The following is a 17,301-nucleotide window of genomic DNA, read 5'->3' on the forward strand; positions in this document are numbered from 1 at the left end:
ACCAAATAAACTACTGTTCCACGTGGAACAACAATATATAGTTTCATGAGATTTCAGCTTCCACAGATATTTAGCGTCCCAAATAAACTAATAAGACAGAGATATCATTAGGAGAAACACCACTAATTCTGGAAGCCTGAGATATCGTTACAGGTTGTATTTTATTTAATTTCTGTCGTGCTTCTATACTCATAGATTTCAATTTCGAATAATCAAAATCAGCAGGAATTTTTAGATTTTCTAATCGATTTAACTTGTCTGCATTATTCTTTTCTTTCTCAATATACCCCGCATATTTTACTTGAATTTCAGTTTGCTCTATAATTTCAGTATCTAAATCATTTGATTGAATATAGTTTTCAACCGCTTCAAATTGCCGAACATCGTCTATAGTAATATTCGGTCTTGCATACAATTTAAACATTTTATCCTGTTGTTTAACCGCAGCTGAATTTTTAGATTCTAACACCGGATTAGCCTCTTCTGGTGTTACACTAGTATTTCTAAAAAACTGAACAAAACCTTCAGATTTAGCTTGTTTTTCTTCCATTCTTTTTAAACGTTTTTCAGAAGCCAAACCTAAAGCGTAACCTTTTGGAGTAAGTCTAAAATCAGCGTTATCTTGTCTTAATAATGTTCGGTATTCCGCACGAGATGTAAACATTCTGTACGGCTCTTCAGTTCCCTTTGTAATTAAATCATCAATTAAAACACCAATATAAGCTTCATCTCTTTGTAGAGTAAACGCTTCTTTTTCCTTAACTTTTAAACTAGCATTTATACCAGCCATTAGTCCCTGAGAGGCCGCTTCTTCATAACCAGTAGTACCATTAATTTGGCCAGCAAAATACAATCCCTCTATCAGCTTTGTTTCTAAAGTATGCTTTAATTGGGTAGGCGGAAAATAATCATATTCTATAGCATAACCTGGCCTAAAGAATTTTACATTTTCAAATCCTACAACCGAGCGTAATGCTTTAAATTGAACATCTTCAGGTAATGATGTAGAAAACCCATTGATATAATATTCGCAAGTATTCCAACCTTCAGGTTCAACAAATAATTGATGTCTGTCTTTATCTGCAAATCGATTTATTTTATCCTCAATTGACGGACAATATCTCGGACCTACACTTTTAATTCTACCATTAAACATTGGTGAACGGTCAAAACCTTCACGTAATAAATCGTGTACCAATTCACTAGTATATGACATGTGACAAGAACGTTGTTCGGTCAAAGGTTTAGTAATATCCAAATATGAAAATTTTTCAGGTTTCTCATCACCTGGCTGTTCTATCATTTTCGAAAAATCTAATGAACGACCATCTACTCGAGGCGGCGTTCCCGTTTTCATTCTTCCAGATTCAAACCCAAGATTAACAAGTTGCTCGGTAATACCAGTTGCAGCTCTTTCTCCTGCTCTACCTCCACCGAAATTTTTATCTCCAATATGAATTAAACCATTTAAAAAGGTTCCGTTTGTAAGCACCACCGTTTTTGCTTTTACTTCAATTCCGAGTGAGGTTTTTACTCCAACGACTTTATGATTCTCAACTATTAAACCAGAAACCATTTCTTGATAGAAATCAAGATTTTCAGTGTTCTCTAAAAGCATTCTCCAATCTTCTGCAAATCGCATTCTGTCTGATTGCACCCTTGGACTCCACATCGCTGGTCCTTTAGATTTATTCAGCATTTTAAATTGAATTGCTGAAGTATCAGACACAATACCACTGTAACCACCAAGTGCATCGATCTCGCGGACAATTTGCCCCTTTGCAATACCGCCCATAGCCGGATTACAAGACATCTGCGCAATATTCTGAAGATTCATGGTGATTAATAATGTTTTACTTCCCATATTCGCAGCAGCTGCCGCAGCCTCACTTCCTGCGTGACCTGCACCAACAACAATAACATCATATTCTTCGTTAAACATAGTGAAATTTCTTTTTGTTCCACGTGGAACAATTACATTCCTTTGTAATAAGGAATAATTATTAATAACGTTTATTAATACTTATAAAAATCTATTCGTTAATTGAACTGAAAATTAAAGCGTGCAAATATACAACGAAAACGTAAGTGCTAATTTCGTTTAGATAAATAGAGATCTTCTTTTGAACGCATTGTTTTTTCGTCAGCTTCTGACTTATCTTTATATCCACAATAGTGTAAGATACCGTGAATAATTACGCGTGCTAATTCGTCTTCAAATGAAACCTCGAAATCAGATGCATTTTCCTTGACCCTATCTACTGAAATGTAAATATCGCCATGTAGTTCCTTTCCTACTGAGTAATCAAAACTAATAATGTCGGTTAATGTATCGTGATTTAAGAAATCAACATTTAACTTATGCAGATAATCATCAGAACAAAAAACATAATTTATTTCCCCTTCCTTGCAATTTTCTTCCAAGATGGTGTTGGAAATCCAGTTAGAAATAACCTCTGGTTTATCCAGTGTAAAATCAGTTTCGTAGTTAAAGCTAATCATCGTTGTTTTTAAAATACGTTTTAATCTTTTTCTTATAATGATTTTGCAAAGGTAAGGCTTGTCGATTTAAAATTTCAGTAGTATTAAAATATTGTTTCGCTGTAGGAATCTGACTCTGATTATTTTGGTTGAATTCTTCTTTATTAGTTTCAGATTTTCGCTTCGTATCTTGACCTTGCATGAAAGTTGCATTCTCCATTTTTAACAATTGATGCTGTACATCCATCATTTTTTGAAGCGTTTGATTTGTGAAACCCGTATTCAACAAATCAAGTTCAATATCTTCCATTTGCTTAATTAACTCACCTGCAGATTCAATCTTTCCTTCTTTAGTAAATTTATCTTCTAAAGCCTGACGCAACAACTGTTGTTGCTGATAAATTTTGAATAGCTTTCCATTCTGTTCCTCACTTCCACCTTCACCATAACCATCGTTTTTTTCACCCTCGCCTTCACCATCAGACCCTACTCCACCGTTTTTATCGTCCTTTCCGTTTTTTCCACCGTTGCCTTCACCATTTTCACCTTTAGTTTGACCATTTTGGTTGCCTTTACCTTTCTGTTCACCATTTTCACCAGAGTTTCCTTCGTGTCCCCCTTTTCCTTGCTGTTTACCCGTTTTACCGTTCTCACCACTTTGACCGCTTTTTCCATCTTTTCCGTCTTTGCCCTGTTCACCTGGCTTTTCACCATCGCCTTCCTTACCTTCTTGTCCCTTCTTTCCAGGTTTATCACCTTCACCTTCCTTACTCTCTTCTCCTTCTTTACCCTCTTCTCCTTGTTTACCTTCTTCTTTTTTTACACCATCTTCCATCTCCTTATTAAGCTCTTCTTGGGACTTAATAATATCGGGTAATTGTGAATCACCTTCACCTTCACCAAGCGATGGATTCATAGTCATTTCCATATTATCCAATACATCGCTTAAAAAACTAGCTAATTCATTAGTTGAGGTCACTGCATACTGTTGGGTTCCGACACCTTGGTAAAGCCTATTCTCAGAAAGATGATCTAAGGCCTTATCAATGTTAAAAAAAACTTCAGTAATCTGTGAATTTACTTTTTCTGAAATTTTAGGTTGTCTCAAGGATAATGCAAATAAACTGTCATCTATATGCTCAAAGTGTTCTCTTAAATTGCTCTGCTCAATAATATACTTTCCGTAATTGTTGTTATTGATGCCAATACTTTCAAACGTTTCCATAAGCTCTTCTTGATCAAACGAATAGAGTAGTAAATTCTCTAATATTTGGCGTAAGGTGTCAATATCTTCAGACATTTGGTCGCCACCGCCGCCACCGCCACCAGCTTTCATCTTCATCATCTCGCTCATTTGCTTCATCTTCTTAGCGGCTTTCTTTTGCTTTTCTTTGGCTTTTTCCTTTAGTTCTTGAGCGTCTTTTTGCTCGTCTTTAGATTCGGATTCTTCTTTCTTTTCTAGAGCCTCTTTGGCTTCTTTTTGATCAAATTTTATTTCGTCTTCTAAAAATTCATCCCGTGAAATCTTCATTGGTTTTTCAAGTTGTCCGTCTTCACGTTCTAATTCTTCCAGTTCTTTTTGAAGATCATCAAAATTTTTGTTTAATTTTTCTTGAGCTTCTTTGGTATTTTCATTGTCTTCTTCGGATAGTTTTTGTTGTTCTTTGGATAACTTTTCTAAATCGCTAGACATTTTCTCAGCCTTTTTCATCACATAAAAACGTTTGGTGAGTTCCAAAAGTTGCTTCATGCTTCGCTTTTTATTCTTGTTTTGTTTGGCTAATTCTTCAAGCTTTTGCGTAAATTCTTCCTTGTTTATTTTATCTTTTAATTCTTCGAGTTCTTTTAATAATGCTTCGTCCTTTTTTAATTGCTCTTCATTTTCCTTTAAACGTTCTTTTAAATCTTCTTTGAATTGATCGTCTTTTTTCTCGTCTTTTTGAAATTCTTCTAAATTATCTTGTAGTTTTTTGTTGAAATTTTTCATCAACTGTTCCTGATTTTTCTGACGTTTTAGGAAGTCTTCAAATTTCTTTTTATCATTAAAATTTAGGCTTTCTTTTTCCTTTTGGATTTTCGATAATTCTTCGAGTTTTTTATCTTGTTCTTGAAGCTTATCGTATGTTTTACTAATATCTTTTATGGTTTCGTTTTGGTCATTGAGTTGCTTTCGCTCTTCTTCGTCTTTTGTAAGTTTTCTATAGTTAAAAATAGAACTTTTGGTGCGTTTGTAATTATGAAGCGCATCGTTATCGAACACTTCAAAATAGAGCTGGTAACTGACGCCTTCTTCCAAATTGAATTGATTAGGAAATGCACTCACAAATTCACTAAAATTAGATTTTGATATGTTGATAGGTGCCATAATCTTTTTAGATTCATCCTCTGCCGGATAATATACCATCTGAAGCTTGGTCAATCCATAATCATCACTCGCTTGCCCATAGAAATAAAGACTTTGTTGGTCTATTGAGTCTTTTTGAACCTTAATATTCATTTCTGGATGAGTGTCCTTAACGACATTGATGTTGTACGCTAAATTCTCGTAATCCTTTAAGTCATCGTTACTGGTTGTAATGCTATAATTATAGTTTTTATACAGGCGTTTTGAAGCTTTAAAATTACCCTTTCCACTCGGTTTGAAACTCACAGTGTCTTCAGCATAAATTTGAACTCCAGTAGTAGATTTTGTCTTTGCTCTCCAAGTGACATTGGTACCTTCTGGAATGACGGCGGAACCTGTACTTTTTAGAACTTCATCTCGTTTTTTAGTGTGCGACGGATAGTCTAAAACCATTTCAAAATTGACCAGACTTGGTGTGTTGACAACGGTTAATTCATAAGGTTTGGACGTGACTTCATTAGCCGATAATGTAAATTCTACGGCTTCTTTTGGCAAACTGAAAGTGTATTGAAATTCACCCATAGCTACTTGCTGTAAAAAATAGGATTGACCGTTAAATTTGATTTGGGCGTTCTCGGGAATGACATTTCCTACGGTTGACACTTTCAATTTAAAGTCTTTATTTTCAACTGCTTGAAGGGATTCATTCAGCACATAAAATTGAAAAGGTGCTGGTGGTTCGTAAGCCGTTTTGTAATTGACCACACGATTGTAACTGTCGCTGAACCAATTTATTTTTCCTGTGACAAAAGACAATAATATAATAGCAATCGGTATGGCTGCGTATTTTAAATATTTAGTATTCGATTTGAAATTAATGGCGGATTTAAACGGAATGGGTTGTAATTCTTGTGACTTTTGCTCTATGCTTGCCAATAATAAATCCGATTGTGTTGGGTTATGGTTGAGCTGTAAAACATTCAATAATTTATCGTTGATTTCTGGAAAATGATTACCAATTAACTGGGAGGCCGTTTCGAAATTGATGCCTTGTCGCAGTTTGAATAAATAGGCTAATGGAATGGAGATAAACTTTACGAAAAGCGCTACTTCTACAGCAATGAACGTCCAGAATAGAATGGTTCTTGCCGTTGGATTAAGCCAAAATACGTATTCTACGAATAGTGTCATGATGCCATATAGTAAACCTGTAGCGAAGAATAGTATGGTGCCTTTTAGTAGTTCATTGGTGTAGTACCGTTTTATGAACTGTTCTAGTTTTTGTTTTATGGTATTGAAATTGGTCATTTAGCTAATATTACTTTTCATTTAACATCCAATTTATCAAATTCTCTTTATCAATAATAGACCAACTGTGGGGATTTCGCTCGCCATCCGATCGATAACCTTTATTTTTTGTTGGAATATATTCAACATTCGAAAATTCAGACGTATTCAACGATTCGTACAAACTCTTTATGTAATAGGCATTCATTTCATCGTATTTAGCCATGGTCTTCTCTTTCCACCAAAGGGAATCTGGTTCCGTATAAAGTCTGATTTTAGTGTTTTTTAAGTGTTCTATATTATCAATATTATTTGTTTTTGCAGTATAGACTGAAAACGCTTCATAATTAGAAATATTTATGTTCGGGTTTCCAAACTCTTTACTTAAAGTTTCTAGCAACCATGTACTTTCAGCAATCGTAGCATTTAATGAATCACGCTCTATGTTTTTTTGAGCGGTATTATACAAAGCTGCCAAATCAATAGGCGAATCGACAATAAAAACCCCTTTAGGAATTAAATTTGTATTTTCCTTGGTCATAAAATCACTAATTAAAAGCGCCATATTACCACCGCTTGAAAAGCCTCCAACATAAAAATTATCTGTAGGTAATTTATGTGTTTCAAAAATATTTTGAAATTGCTCAGCTAAACCTTCTAATTCATTTTTTCCTAGCCACAATTTTTTATTATAGTTCATAAGCAGCACTGAAATGTTATGATCTATAGCAGTTTCTAATATTTTAAATTCGCGTTTTATATCTTCTACGCTTTCCGGATATCCTCCAAAAAGAATTAATGTTGCTCTTATATTATTTGTTGGGGTGTGCAATTCGTAGTTATCGTTCTTTATTTCTAAAGATGTTTTTTCTGGGATGCTTTCAGATTCTACATCAACTTCTTTAACGTCATTTTTACATGAGCTAAAAATGGTGATAATTGACACTATTAACAAGAATTTTTTCATTGGTGGTTATAAAATATATATTCCTTTATGTTCATTTTATTCGTCTATTTATATGATATTTAGATGAACTCATATTCTGCTTTGTAGTTGCGTTAATACCATATTTTTAATTCGGTTTTCTTGTATGCGTCGCATTGGCAAAAACAATTTTTTAATGCATTAATAATTATAATTTAATACTAAATTTTCTCAAATTTCGAATCAAGCGAAATTCTGATTTTAAAATTACTTCATTTCGATAAGATAACTCACGTTTAACCATTAAACCGTATCAACTGTCTAATCTACAATTTTATTTTAATTTCAATTTCGGTAAAATTGGTAAGATTCTGTTAATTTAGAGGTTTTTAGTGTTAAATTAGATCAAAGAAAGCATAATCTTAACTCAAATTTATATGCCTGTCTTCGTAGAAATGACAAAACAATGAAAGACCTCAAATACTTAGCCGCTTTTTCAATTCCTTTGGTCTGTTTTATAGGTGTGTTTCTAAAAGGCTATTGGGTTTGGGCAACACCTATTTTTGGATTTGTTTGTATTCCTATTTTAGAATTGATTTTCCCTGTAAATACTGCTAATTTAAAGCCCAATGAAGCTGATAGTAAATTGAAACAAAAATTGTTTGATTGGTTATTATATTTAAATCTACCTATTGTTTATGGTTTGGTTATTTATGGGTTATTTACCGTATCGAACACGGCATTACAATCACATGAGTTTATTGGATTAATTTTCTCAGTAGGAATTGTTTTGGGCGTTAACGGTATTAATGTGGCGCATGAACTTGGTCACCGACAAACAACGAACGAGCGATTTTTAGGTAAAGCTCTACTTCTACCTTCATTTTACATGCATTTTTATATTGAACATAATTTTGGTCATCATTTGCATGCCGCAACTCCAGAAGATCCAGCAACGGCTCGGTATAACCAAACGGTGTATTCCTTTTGGTTCACTTCAACCCTGAGACAATATTTTAAAGCTTGGAAAATTCAAAAAAAATTATTGAAAAATTATGAAAAACCCTTCATTTCGTTGAAAAATGACATGTTTTGGTATTTATTTCTTCAAATCTGCTATATTACTGTCGTATTTTGGTTGTTTGGCACTTCAGCTTTAGCATTTGCTATCCTTGCAGGAATTGTAGGATTTATTCTTCTCGAGTCCGTTAATTACATTGAGCATTACGGTTTACTACGTTTAAAAACTAAATCGGGCCGTTACGAACGCGTTAAGAAAATACATTCTTGGAATTCTAATCATGTTATAGGTAGAATTGTACTCTATGAATTAACACGACACAGCGATCATCATTATAAAACAACCAAAAAATATCAAGTTTTAGATTGCCATGACGACAGTCCTCAAATGCCTTATGGGTACCCGACTTCTATGGTTTTGGCAATGATCCCTCCTCTTTGGTTTGCTATAATGAATAAGCGTGTGCCTCAAGAAATGATTGTGGAATAGTTCTCATTATCAGTCTCGATTTACAGTTCATCAATATAGAAACTTTGAACATTAAACTCTTGAACTTTGGACTTCAAAATTCTATCTTTGCATTCTAAAAATTAAGGCTTCGACTGCGCTCAGCCTGACAATCTTAATAATTATTATGAGTCAAAAAGTACGTGTGCGTTTTGCACCTAGTCCAACAGGACCTTTACATATTGGTGGTGTAAGAACCGCTTTATTTAACTATTTATTTGCCAAAAAACATGGTGGCGATTTTGTGCTCAGAATCGAAGATACAGACCAAAATCGTTATGTAGAAGGTGCTGAAGATTATATTGTTAATGCTTTAGATTGGTGTGGAATTTCTTTTGACGAAGGGCCTTCTAAAAATGAAAAGTTTGGGCCTTATAGACAAAGTGAGCGTAAAGCGTTATATAAGCAATATGCTGATGAGTTAATAGCAAATGGTAAAGCCTATTATGCTTTTGATACGGCTGAACAATTGGATGCCGAACGAAAGGGTCATGAAGCTGAAGGAAAAACTTTTATTTATAACTGGCACAACCGAGAAAAAGGTCGTTTGGTTAATTCTTTAGTGTTAACTGAAGCAGAAACAAAAGCTAAAATTGAAGCAGGTGATGATTACGTCATTCGCTTTAAATCTCCTCAAGATGAAACCTTACATCTAACTGATATTATTCGTGGTAATATGACGATTGATACCAATGTTTTAGATGATAAAGTGTTGTTTAAAAGTGATGGAATGCCCACCTACCATTTGGCTAATATTGTGGACGACCATTTAATGGAAATCACCCATGTAATTCGTGGCGAAGAATGGTTGCCTTCTCTAGCATTACACCAATTATTATATGACGCTTTTAGCTGGGATGCGCCAAAATTTGCGCATTTACCATTAATATTAAAACCAACGGGAAAAGGAAAATTAAGTAAACGCGATGGCGATAAGATGGGCTTTCCTGTGTTTCCTTTAGAATATAATGCCCCAGATGGAACCGTTTCTGCAGGTTATAAAGAAGACGGTTATTTTCCTGAAGCTGTAGTTAACTTTTTAGCATTTTTAGGTTGGAATCCAGGCACAGAACAAGAAATTTTTAGCTTAGAACAATTAGTTTCAGATTTTGATTTGGCACGTGTAAATAAAGCTGGTGCTCGCTTTGATCCAGACAAAACCAAGTGGTTCAATCATCATTATATGCAAGAGCAATTGGATTTGGATTTGGCAGAACAGTTTAAAGCCATTCGACCTGAATTGGCAGACATTGATGTTAATTTTATCGCCTTGGTTGTGGGTTTAATTAAAGAACGAGCTACGTTCATTCACGATTTTTGGGAATTGAGTCATTTCTTTTTTACCGCTCCGACTTCTTATGACGCAAAAGCATCTAAAAAAGCTATAAAAGATGAAACTCCAGCGATTCTTCAAGAGGTTATAAATATTGTTACTAGAACTTCAGAATTCACTGTGCAAAATTTACAAGCTAAAATTAAAGATTGGATTACAACCAACGATGTCGGTTTTGGTAAAGTTATGATGCCATTACGATTAGCCTTAGTTGGCGCTTTGCAAGGACCTGATGTGTTTGATATAATGTTTATGATTGGTAAGGCTGAAACGGTTCAGCGCATTGATCGGTTTATCAAGCAGATTTAATATTTAATACGACCTTTTGGGTTATGACAATCTGAAAGGTCTTAAATATCAAAATACTGCTACTATTATTTCTTTATAAATATTATTTTAGATTAAATTTAGTAAGTTATTCTTAGCAACTAAATGGCGCTTATTCTGCTATTAAGCAAGTCGCTATATAGATTGACTATAAAAATATTAATGATCTTCTAAAAATGTATTAATAACATTTTTCTATAAAAGGAATCTTTTACTTTTTAAAAATCAAATGTGAGTCCGTCTCGTTATAACCCTTACCTTTATTTATAATAGTAGTTCGATATAAACAATATTTATAAATAAGTTAAATTAACTTACTTTTAAAATCTCATGTATGCTATAATTGCATTAGAACTTATAAATCTTATATAAAAATGATGGATAAATTAAAAAAAATAATGCTCTTAGTTGTATTAACAGTAAGTGTAACTATGTTTTCACAAACTAAAGCAGAAGCTTTAAGAGATGCAAAAATAACTTCAAAAGCGACCTTAAATATGGATTTTGAAACGGTTGTGAAGTATACACTTCCTTCGGTTTTGGAAATGATGGGAGGAAAAGATGCCGCTTTACAAGTCATAAATAAGACTTTTGAAGGTATGAAGACACAAGGTTTCGTATTTGAAAAAGCCGAAATTAACAAGGTTTCAGAAATTGTTAAAGAACAAGGACAATTTAGATGCGTGGTTGAAGGTTATAATCAAATGAAAATGGGCGACCAACGTATTTCTTCTAAAAGTTATCTCTTAGGTATCTTTAATGACATTGATAAACACTGGTGGTTTATTGAAGCAAAACAACTTAAAAACAAAGCTTTGACTGCTAAAGTGCTACCTAATTTTGAAACTCAACTCGACATTCCTGAGGATGATATGAAAATCGAAGAACTTAAAAAATAGGTTATAAATTACTTTAAAAAAAACCTCGAAAATGAACTTTTCGAGGTTTTTTTATATATTCTATTTTACTTATAAAAAGGTTTAATTATAAGTCTAACTCATTAATATTTTGCATTTTATACTATGGATTATCTTATAGAGTATTTAATATTCGGAATAGCGCTAGAAACCTTCTACTAAATTTATATTGTATTCTAAACAATATTAGCAACAAATATATTCTTCGTGAATATCGCCTTTAGCGATTAAATTTCTGTTGCCTCTGCCACTAAGACTTCATGTTTATCTTCCTTAGCTTTCTCAATAAAGTCATTTATAACTTCATTTCGTTCTAAGCCATTTGCAAGCAATACCTTTAACGCAATTAACACCGCGACACGAGTACCTACTTTTTTCACAGCGGTGCCAAATAACGGCTCTAAATCATTATAGGAAACATCTTTGGCCAATTCTTGTATCTCAGCTTTCGTTCTGAGTTGTTTTTCTTCGGAATAATTGGTGTATTTTTTTCCTAATTGTTGTATAACACTAATCGCAGTACGCTTTTGCTGTTGTGGTTTTGGTTTATTCTGTGGTTTCGGTTTTTGTTTGGTCCAACTATCTCTTAATCCTACTGTTTTATTAAATACCAATTTGTCTGCCGTTGAATCATCATCTACATTAAAATATCCCAACCGTTGAAATTGAAACTGCTCCCCTACTTTTGCATCTGCTAAACTTGGTTCTAAATATCCTGTTTTTACTGTTAATGATTTCGGATTTACAAATTCCATAAAATCTTTATCTTTATCGCTATCTGGAGATTCGTGCATAAATAAACGATCGTATTCTCTTACTTCTGCTGTAATCGCATGTTTTATAGATACCCAATGGAGTGTACCCTTTACTTTTTTAGAGGTGTCTTTATCGTAAGTACAATGTACCTCTATTATGTTTCCGTTATTATCTTTTACAACAGCATTTGCTTTAATGATGTAAGCATTTTTTAATCGGACTTCACCACCAATTTGTAATCTAAAGAACTTAGCACTTGCCTCTTCCTTAAAATCTTCTTGTTCGATGTATATTTCTTTAGAAAACGGTACTTTTCTATATCCTGCTGATTCGTCTTCCTGATTGTTCTCCGCTTCTAACCATTCTTCTTTATCTTCAGGGTAATTAGTTATAACCACCTTCAACGGGTTTAAAACCGCCATTACGCGATTAGCCGTTTTGTTCAAATCTTCGCGAATGCAAAATTCTAATAACGAAACATCAATTATGTTTTCACGCTTAGCTACTCCTACTTTTTCAATAAATTTACGAATAGAATTTGGTGTGTAACCACGTCGACGCAAACCAGAAATGGTTGGCATACGAGGATCATCCCAACCAGAAACAATACCTTCTTCTACCAAACGCAAAAGTTTACGTTTGCTCATTATGGTGTAACTGAGATTTAAACGTGCAAATTCCCGTTGTTTCGGCGCTAATGGTAAAAGGTCAGCGCTGTATTCATAAACGTTATCTTTAAACCAATCGTACAGCTTTCGGTGAGGTTTAAATTCTAAAGAACACAAAGAATGTGAAATCTGTTCGAGATAATCACTTTCTCCATGCGTCCAATCATACATCGGATAAATACACCAATCGTTACCTGTACGATGATGTTCTGTATGCATTATACGATACATCATAGGATCTCGCATTAACATATTTGGATCTTCCATATCGATTTTTGCTCTGAGAATATGGGTACCAGCAGGAAATTCTCCAGCTTTCATACGTTGAAACAAATCTAAATTCTCTTCCACACTACGATTTCTAAACGGACTGTTAGTACCCACTTGCGTTGGTGTCCCCTTTTGTTCTGCAATTGCTTTCGAAGTTTGGCTATCTACATAAGCTTTGCCATCCTTTATCATCAGTATTGCCCAATCGTATAATTTTTGAAAATAATCGGATGAGTAGAATTCATTTGCCCAAGAATACCCTAACCAAGCAATATCTTTTTTTATAGCATCAACATATTCTTGCTCTTCTTTAGCCGGATTGGTATCATCGAATCTTAAATTAACAGGGGCGTTATAAGTTTCACCCAACCCAAAACTGATTCCTATTGCTTTAGTATGACCGATATGTAAATAACCATTTGGTTCTGGAGGAAAACGAAACCTTAGTTGCTCCTTTGGTAAACCATTTGCTAAATCTTCTTCTATTATATGCTCAATAAAATTGAGTGATTTTTTTTCTTCTGACATGTTTAAGGGTTTAGTTATTGTATCATAACTGCTTGAAAAATTCAAGACAAGCAGTAAAAAACAATAGCATTATTCCAGTGGGTAAAATTAAGCAAAATGTAACATTTATTAACTTTTTTATACTGATACTATGAATACAAAATTTTATATTGAAATGAATTATATCTGTCCAAAATGTGCTAATACAACATATGAAATAAGTGAAATGAGAGCTACAGGTGGTACTTGGTCTAAAATATTCGATGTACAGAATAAGAAATTTAGCTCAGTTACTTGTAAAAAATGTAGTTATACCGAATTTTACAAAGCAAAAACGGGAGCTTTAAGTAATATTTTTGATTTATTTACAAGTTAGATAAAATATCAACGTTTAGTGTACTTTTGCTATATGGGAATAATTAAAGTTGAAAATATAAGAGTGTTTGCCAATCATGGTTGTTTAAAAGAGGAAACAGCCATTGGGAGCGATTATAGGGTAGATTTGGAAGTTGAAGCTGATTTAAAAATATCATCTAAATCTGATGAATTATCCGATACAGTTGATTATGTATTTTTAAATAAAGTAGTCCGAGAAGAGATGGCTCTGCCTTCTAAACTTCTTGAAACGGTTGCTAAACGTATTTTAGACCGTGTTTTAAGGGAAGTTTCGTTGATTACTAACGCAACTGTTGCGGTGAGTAAAATTAATCCTCCAATTGGTGGTGATGTTGAGATGGTTACGATAAAAATGAGTGAAAGACGAAAAAAGTAATCCTATTTAGCTTAAAACCTATATAATTTATATATTTGCACTCGCATTAAGGTGTCGTGGCCGAGTGGCTAGGCAGTGGTCTGCAACACCATCTACAGCGGTTCGAATCCGCTCGACACCTCAAAAGCCTCTAAGATTCTCTTAGAGGTTTTTTTTTTGTATAAATATTGGAATTCATTACAATTCAATTCCTACAGCAATTTTCTTTGCACTTCAAAACGCTCTATACCCAAGAAGCGATATAATTCTTTAACTATGGTTCTATTTTTTGTTGCATTTAAACATAACCATCTACAGGGATTTACACACGTTTAAGGTTATCCTCAGATCTACAAAAACCTTTATTTTTTGTATTATTTGAATTTTAAGCAATCGTCAAACAGATGAGAAAGAAATAATTGCATACTACTCTATCTTATATTTATTAGGTTTTAATCAATAGGATTAACACGTTCTATCTGCTCAATACTCTTTTCATAAACCTTGGGAAAGAGACCTTGAACTAATAGAAAAATACCAAAAATTAAAATCACAATAGATACGATTTTCTTGGTTTTAAAAATAAGTCGTGGTGTAAGTTTGCTACGTAATCGTTTTGCAGCGGCAATTTTCACTAAATCCGTTAAAAAATAGGAAATCAGCATGGTAGTTATAAAAATTAAAACTCCATTCTCTGAAGATGTGATCGATGTTCCAATCACTATAAAACCTAACCAACCCAATAATACACCAATATTAATAAAATTGAGCAGAAAGCCTTTCATAAATAATTTTCCGAAGTCTTTTTTTGGAAGCTCAATTCTATGGTGTTCTCTAACAATAGATCTAAAAGATTTTTTCGTTTTAATAAAACTTATAATTCCGTAAATAATAAGCAATGCTCCCCCGAAAACCAATAATTTGGGATCGTCCTTTATTTTATCCAAAAGTGTATCTGTACTTAAAAAAATAACAAAGATAAAAACGATATCGGCAAAAATAACTCCTAAATCAAAAATAACAGCACGAGTAAATCCTTTGGTTGCACCTGTTTCTAATAATACAAAAAAAACAGGACCAATGGTGAAGGCTAAAATAATTCCGAAAGGAATAGCTGTTAAAATATCGTCTAACATGTATAAACTGCTGTTTACACAAATGTAAGAAACTAAGCGGAATTTACATACGTTTTATTCTACCACCAAGAAGGGTACTTTCATCAACATCGGTTGGATTACCATAAATATAAACTGTACCACCAGCTTTTACTTTGGCATCTACGGAAGTATTTGCATGAATATACGCCTCACCTGCCGCATTAATACTTACCTCAGTTTTATCGGTAATAAAATCCTTACCATTAAAAACGCCACCAGTATAAATTGAAATATCTTGGTGTTTTGAACTTCCGGTAACATTAATAATACCACCTGTAACAGCTTTATAATTAGCGTAAGTGGTTTCTACCTCTGCTGTGATTTCGCCACCTTCTTGCACACTTAGGTCAATTTCGTATTGTTTTATTTGGTCATTTACAGTTATGTTTGCTCCTTCATTAGCATCAATAACATCGATATTATTGTAATACAAGGTTACATTAGTTTGATTACCATCGAAAATTTCTCTAAAATTCATTCTAATTTTAAGAGTACCGTTGTTGTTAACAACTTCAACATTTCGTGAGTTTTCACCAGATATAACCACTTTATTTTCATCAGATGATATCATTTTAAGGTGAATTAAATCGAATACTTTAACTGTCGAAAAGTCACCAACATTTTTCTCTATTGTTTGAGAGTGACTTATAAAAGATAATACGAATGTGAAAATAATAAGGTAATATTTCATTTGGGTTTTTTATTTTAAGATAATTACTTTTTTACTGAACAACCATTTCAACTGAATTTCGTTTCCAGATTGTTTTTTTACTATTCGCCTCTGTGGTGATAGAATTACAGTTATTATCGCTGAAATTCCAGATAATAAATACGTATGGATGTCTTCGAACATCATTTGAATACCGAATCTCACCAATAGGTAAGTAACGCCAAATATTATGAAAACGTATATGCCGGCTTTTGTGTCTGTCTTCATGGTTATACGGCTACTTTTACTGCTGTTCCTGTAATTGAAACAATTAATGTATTTGTAGTGGCTAATGTCTCGATATCTATTTGAATACCAACAACGGCATTAGAACCTAGCCCTTTCGCATTATCTCGAAGTTTTTGAAATGCTTCTTCTTTAATTTTTTCCAATCCTTTGGCATACACTTCATAATATTTTTTCATGCTAAACATATCTTTGAAAGACATTTTTTTGCCTTCATAAGAGTGCGAAGAATTATACGAAATACCAGTAACTATACCTAAGTAATCTACAATTTTATGGTTTTCTATTGAGTTGGTAGTGGTTAATATCATATATTTAATTATTATAAAATGAATTTATCTAAGTGTTATTGAGCTGTTATTAGAATATGATTGCACGGTATATTATACTAAATTTTTAAATTTTGTTTTTATTAGATTTTCAAAAATTCAGCATTACAAATCCATAACCTAAACCTCCGAGCACCTTTATGTAATTTTTATATTTAATCTTTAATTTTCATTAGTTCACTAAACAACTCGTCTAAAAACTTCTGTTGTTTACTATCATCTTTAAAATATCGCTGGTTATTAACACCACAAGATTCAATATCTAAAATATTGTCTTTATTAAAAGACCAATCCTCTATATTTTCTACAGTTATTCCCAACTCACTATTACAGCTTAGCCATAGATTAGAAAATTGCGACTTTTTATGGTTGTTAATTTTATTGAAATCTGCATAAACAGAGAAGCCTTTCATATCAGAATTAAAAAACTTAACAATTGATGTGATTGGTACTCCACCCCAATTTATTGTCGTTCCTTCCTTAAAGTTAACAATTGTAATATCTTCCTCATTGAGCAATTTCTCTTGTTCGTATTTTTCCCAAAAGTATTGCTTTTCATATATAATTTTCGTCCCTTCGGGCAGCGTTATATTTTTAATGGTTACTGGTTTTGTAGTAACATAAAACGGTCTTTTATCAGGTTTATTAGTTACCCAAGCGGAACCAAGTGCATGCATATAAGCATAAAAAAATCCAATTACTATAAGTAGAATTACACCAATTATAATGAGTATTTTTTTCGGTTGCATTCTTGTCTGCTACTTTA

General features: G+C 33.2%; 15 protein-coding genes and 1 tRNA gene. 6 read left to right on the plus strand and 10 right to left on the minus strand.

What is annotated here, in order from left to right; translation table 11 throughout:
- Positions 1-70: 70 nt before the first annotated feature.
- From mnmG to QMA06_RS02250, 4 genes are all read right to left on the minus strand, one after another.
- Positions 71-1,942 carry a tRNA uridine-5-carboxymethylaminomethyl(34) synthesis enzyme MnmG gene (gene mnmG / locus QMA06_RS02235; protein WP_290205223.1) on the minus strand — a complete coding sequence of 624 codons (1,872 nt, stop codon included), beginning with the start codon at positions 1,940-1,942 and terminating at the stop codon, positions 71-73.
- Positions 1,943-2,091: 149 nt separating this feature from the next.
- On the minus strand, positions 2,092-2,502 hold the full coding sequence (ybeY, locus tag QMA06_RS02240) for an rRNA maturation RNase YbeY (RefSeq protein WP_290205224.1): 411 nt from the start codon (positions 2,500-2,502) through the stop codon (positions 2,092-2,094).
- Positions 2,495-6,133 (minus strand): DUF4175 family protein, encoded by a 3,639-nt coding sequence (locus tag QMA06_RS02245; RefSeq protein WP_290205225.1) that lies wholly within the window; start codon positions 6,131-6,133, stop codon positions 2,495-2,497. The genes ybeY and QMA06_RS02245 overlap by 8 nt, the downstream gene beginning before the upstream one ends.
- Positions 6,134-6,143: 10 nt before the next feature.
- The gene (locus QMA06_RS02250) at positions 6,144-7,079 is read right to left on the minus strand and encodes a hypothetical protein (protein ID WP_290205226.1); all 936 of its coding nucleotides are present in this window, start codon (positions 7,077-7,079) and stop codon (positions 6,144-6,146) included.
- Positions 7,080-7,503: 424 nt separating this feature from the next.
- On the opposite strand from QMA06_RS02250, the gene QMA06_RS02255 reads away from it, so the two are divergent.
- The 3 genes from QMA06_RS02255 (at position 7,504) to QMA06_RS02265 (ending at position 11,124) form a co-directional block, all read left to right on the plus strand.
- Positions 7,504-8,547, plus strand: coding sequence for an alkane 1-monooxygenase (locus tag QMA06_RS02255; protein ID WP_290205227.1), 1,044 nt, complete (start codon positions 7,504-7,506; stop codon positions 8,545-8,547).
- Between the two features lie 145 nt (positions 8,548-8,692).
- Entirely contained in the window at positions 8,693-10,207 is a 1,515-nt protein-coding gene (gene gltX, locus QMA06_RS02260) for a glutamate--tRNA ligase (RefSeq protein WP_290205228.1), read from the plus strand.
- Between the two features lie 392 nt (positions 10,208-10,599).
- Entirely contained in the window at positions 10,600-11,124 is a 525-nt protein-coding gene (locus tag QMA06_RS02265) for a hypothetical protein (RefSeq protein WP_290205229.1), read from the plus strand.
- Between the two features lie 245 nt (positions 11,125-11,369).
- Here the strand turns inward: QMA06_RS02265 and QMA06_RS02270 are convergent, their stop codons facing one another.
- Entirely contained in the window at positions 11,370-13,364 is a 1,995-nt protein-coding gene (locus QMA06_RS02270; RefSeq protein WP_290205230.1) for a glutamine--tRNA ligase/YqeY domain fusion protein, read from the minus strand.
- 130 nt (positions 13,365-13,494) lie between these two features.
- Between QMA06_RS02270 and QMA06_RS02275 the strand changes: the two genes are divergently transcribed.
- The 3 genes from QMA06_RS02275 (at position 13,495) to QMA06_RS02285 (ending at position 14,236) form a co-directional block, all read left to right on the plus strand.
- Positions 13,495-13,719, plus strand: a complete 225-nt coding sequence (locus QMA06_RS02275; protein ID WP_290205231.1) for a zinc ribbon domain-containing protein — start codon at positions 13,495-13,497, stop codon at positions 13,717-13,719.
- A 33-nt stretch (positions 13,720-13,752) separates the two neighbouring features.
- Positions 13,753-14,115, plus strand: coding sequence for a dihydroneopterin aldolase (gene folB, locus QMA06_RS02280; protein WP_290205232.1), 363 nt, complete (start codon positions 13,753-13,755; stop codon positions 14,113-14,115).
- A gap of 50 nt (positions 14,116-14,165) precedes the next feature.
- A tRNA-Cys gene (locus QMA06_RS02285) sits at positions 14,166-14,236 on the plus strand.
- 310 nt (positions 14,237-14,546) lie between these two features.
- Here the strand turns inward: QMA06_RS02285 and QMA06_RS02290 are convergent.
- The 5 genes from QMA06_RS02290 to QMA06_RS02310 form a co-directional block, all read right to left on the minus strand.
- Complete coding sequence (locus QMA06_RS02290) at positions 14,547-15,230, minus strand: LysE family translocator (protein ID WP_290205233.1); 684 nt, start codon at positions 15,228-15,230, stop codon at positions 14,547-14,549.
- 43 nt (positions 15,231-15,273) lie between these two features.
- A complete protein-coding gene (locus QMA06_RS02295) occupies positions 15,274-15,942 on the minus strand; it encodes a head GIN domain-containing protein (RefSeq protein ID WP_290205234.1) in 669 nt (222 codons plus the stop codon).
- Positions 15,943-15,951: 9 nt separating this feature from the next.
- Positions 15,952-16,188, minus strand: coding sequence for a hypothetical protein (locus tag QMA06_RS02300; protein ID WP_290205235.1), 237 nt, complete (start codon positions 16,186-16,188; stop codon positions 15,952-15,954).
- A gap of 2 nt (positions 16,189-16,190) precedes the next feature.
- The gene (locus tag QMA06_RS02305; protein ID WP_290205236.1) at positions 16,191-16,517 is read right to left on the minus strand and encodes a YbjQ family protein; all 327 of its coding nucleotides are present in this window, start codon (positions 16,515-16,517) and stop codon (positions 16,191-16,193) included.
- A gap of 173 nt (positions 16,518-16,690) precedes the next feature.
- Positions 16,691-17,284, minus strand: coding sequence for a hypothetical protein (locus QMA06_RS02310; protein ID WP_290205237.1), 594 nt, complete (start codon positions 17,282-17,284; stop codon positions 16,691-16,693).
- Between the last annotated feature and the right edge of the window lie 17 nt (positions 17,285-17,301).

It is taken from the genome of Winogradskyella bathintestinalis (assembly GCF_030407435.1).
GTDB classification, from domain to species: Bacteria; Bacteroidota; Bacteroidia; order Flavobacteriales; family Flavobacteriaceae; genus Winogradskyella; species Winogradskyella bathintestinalis.

Excerpts from the sequence above, each read along its gene's own strand:
- QMA06_RS02295 (WP_290205234.1), bottom strand. The coding sequence starts at position 15,942 with ATGAAATATTACCTTATTATTTTCACATTCGTATTATCTTTTATAAGT.
- QMA06_RS02310 (WP_290205237.1), bottom strand. The coding sequence starts at position 17,284 with ATGCAACCGAAAAAAATACTCATTATAATTGGTGTAATTCTACTTATA.
- QMA06_RS02245 (WP_290205225.1), bottom strand. The coding sequence starts at position 6,133 with ATGACCAATTTCAATACCATAAAACAAAAACTAGAACAGTTCATAAAA.
- QMA06_RS02250 (WP_290205226.1), bottom strand. The coding sequence starts at position 7,079 with ATGAAAAAATTCTTGTTAATAGTGTCAATTATCACCATTTTTAGCTCA.
- QMA06_RS02305 (WP_290205236.1), bottom strand. The coding sequence starts at position 16,517 with ATGATATTAACCACTACCAACTCAATAGAAAACCATAAAATTGTAGAT.
- QMA06_RS02275 (WP_290205231.1), top strand. The coding sequence starts at position 13,495 with ATGAATACAAAATTTTATATTGAAATGAATTATATCTGTCCAAAATGT.
- QMA06_RS02270 (WP_290205230.1), bottom strand. The coding sequence starts at position 13,364 with ATGTCAGAAGAAAAAAAATCACTCAATTTTATTGAGCATATAATAGAA.
- QMA06_RS02265 (WP_290205229.1), top strand. The coding sequence starts at position 10,600 with ATGATGGATAAATTAAAAAAAATAATGCTCTTAGTTGTATTAACAGTA.
- QMA06_RS02255 (WP_290205227.1), top strand. The coding sequence starts at position 7,504 with ATGAAAGACCTCAAATACTTAGCCGCTTTTTCAATTCCTTTGGTCTGT.
- QMA06_RS02300 (WP_290205235.1), bottom strand. The coding sequence starts at position 16,188 with ATGAAGACAGACACAAAAGCCGGCATATACGTTTTCATAATATTTGGC.
- gltX (WP_290205228.1), top strand. The coding sequence starts at position 8,693 with ATGAGTCAAAAAGTACGTGTGCGTTTTGCACCTAGTCCAACAGGACCT.
- mnmG (WP_290205223.1), bottom strand. The coding sequence starts at position 1,942 with ATGTTTAACGAAGAATATGATGTTATTGTTGTTGGTGCAGGTCACGCA.
- QMA06_RS02290 (WP_290205233.1), bottom strand. The coding sequence starts at position 15,230 with ATGTTAGACGATATTTTAACAGCTATTCCTTTCGGAATTATTTTAGCC.
- ybeY (WP_290205224.1), bottom strand. The coding sequence starts at position 2,502 with ATGATTAGCTTTAACTACGAAACTGATTTTACACTGGATAAACCAGAG.
- folB (WP_290205232.1), top strand. The coding sequence starts at position 13,753 with ATGGGAATAATTAAAGTTGAAAATATAAGAGTGTTTGCCAATCATGGT.